1 protein-coding gene is annotated in these 1,167 nt (G+C 60.2%); it reads right to left on the bottom strand.

Annotation, left to right across the window (positions count from 1 at the left end):
* Positions 1-21: 21 nt before the first annotated feature.
* Positions 22-1,167: elongation factor Tu (gene tuf / locus R0J92_RS21405; protein WP_411053120.1), on the bottom strand; the 1,146-nt coding region annotated here is incomplete at its 5' end.

Genomic DNA, 1,167 nt, shown 5'->3' with positions numbered 1-1,167 from the left:
TTCGAAAATCAGGAGACCTGATTACTCGATGATCTTGGACACAACGCCCGCGCCAACGGTGCGGCCGCCTTCGCGGATGGCGAAACGCAGACCGTCTTCCATCGCGATCGGGGCGATCAGTTCAACTTCGAACTTCAGGTTGTCGCCCGGCATCACCATCTCGGTGCCGGTCGGCAGGGTCACGGTGCCGGTCACGTCGGTGGTGCGGAAGTAGAACTGCGGACGGTAGTTCGCGAAGAACGGCGTGTGACGGCCACCTTCGTCCTTGGTGAGGATGTAGGCCTCAGCTTCGAACTTGGTGTGCGGGGTCACGGAACCCGGCTTGCACAGAACCTGACCACGCTCAACCGACTCACGGTCGATACCGCGCAGCAGGGCGCCGATGTTGTCGCCTGCTTCACCACGGTCCAGCAGCTTGCGGAACATTTCCACACCGGTACAGGTGGTGGTGGTGGTGTCTTTGATGCCAACGATCTCGATGTTGTCGCCAACATTGATCACGCCACGCTCAACACGACCGGTCACAACAGTACCACGGCCGGAGATCGAGAACACGTCTTCGATCGGCATCAGGAACGGCTGGTCAACAGCACGTGCAGGGGTCGGGATGTAGTCATCCACGGCCGCCATCAGTTCCTTGATCTTCTCTTCGCCGATTTCAGGCTTGTTGCCTTCCATCGCCGCCAGCGCGGAACCCGCGATGATCGGGATATCGTCGCCCGGGTAGTCGTAGGAGGACAGCAGTTCGCGGATCTCCATTTCGACGAGCTCCAGCAGCTCTTCGTCGTCGACCTGGTCAACTTTGTTCATGAAGACGACCATCTTCGGGATGCCAACCTGGCGGCCCAGCAGGATGTGCTCGCGGGTCTGGGGCATCGGGCCGTCAGCTGCGTTCACAACCAGGATCGCGCCGTCCATCTGCGCCGCACCGGTGATCATGTTTTTCACATAGTCAGCGTGGCCGGGGCAGTCGACGTGCGCGTAGTGGCGGGACTCGGTCTCATATTCCACGTGTGCGGTGGAGATGGTGATGCCGCGGGCTTTTTCTTCCGGTGCGCCATCGATCTGGTCGTAGGCCTGGAAGTCACCGAAGTATTTGGTGATTGCTGCGGTCAGCGTGGTTTTACCGTGGTCAACGTGGCCGATGGTGCCGATGTTGACGTGCGG

Source organism: Tritonibacter sp. SIMBA_163 (genome assembly GCF_046535935.1).
GTDB lineage: Bacteria > Pseudomonadota > Alphaproteobacteria > Rhodobacterales > Rhodobacteraceae > Epibacterium > Epibacterium scottomollicae.
The sequence above is the reverse complement of the archived record's forward strand: the minus strand, read 5'-3'. Positions and strand labels throughout refer to the sequence as shown.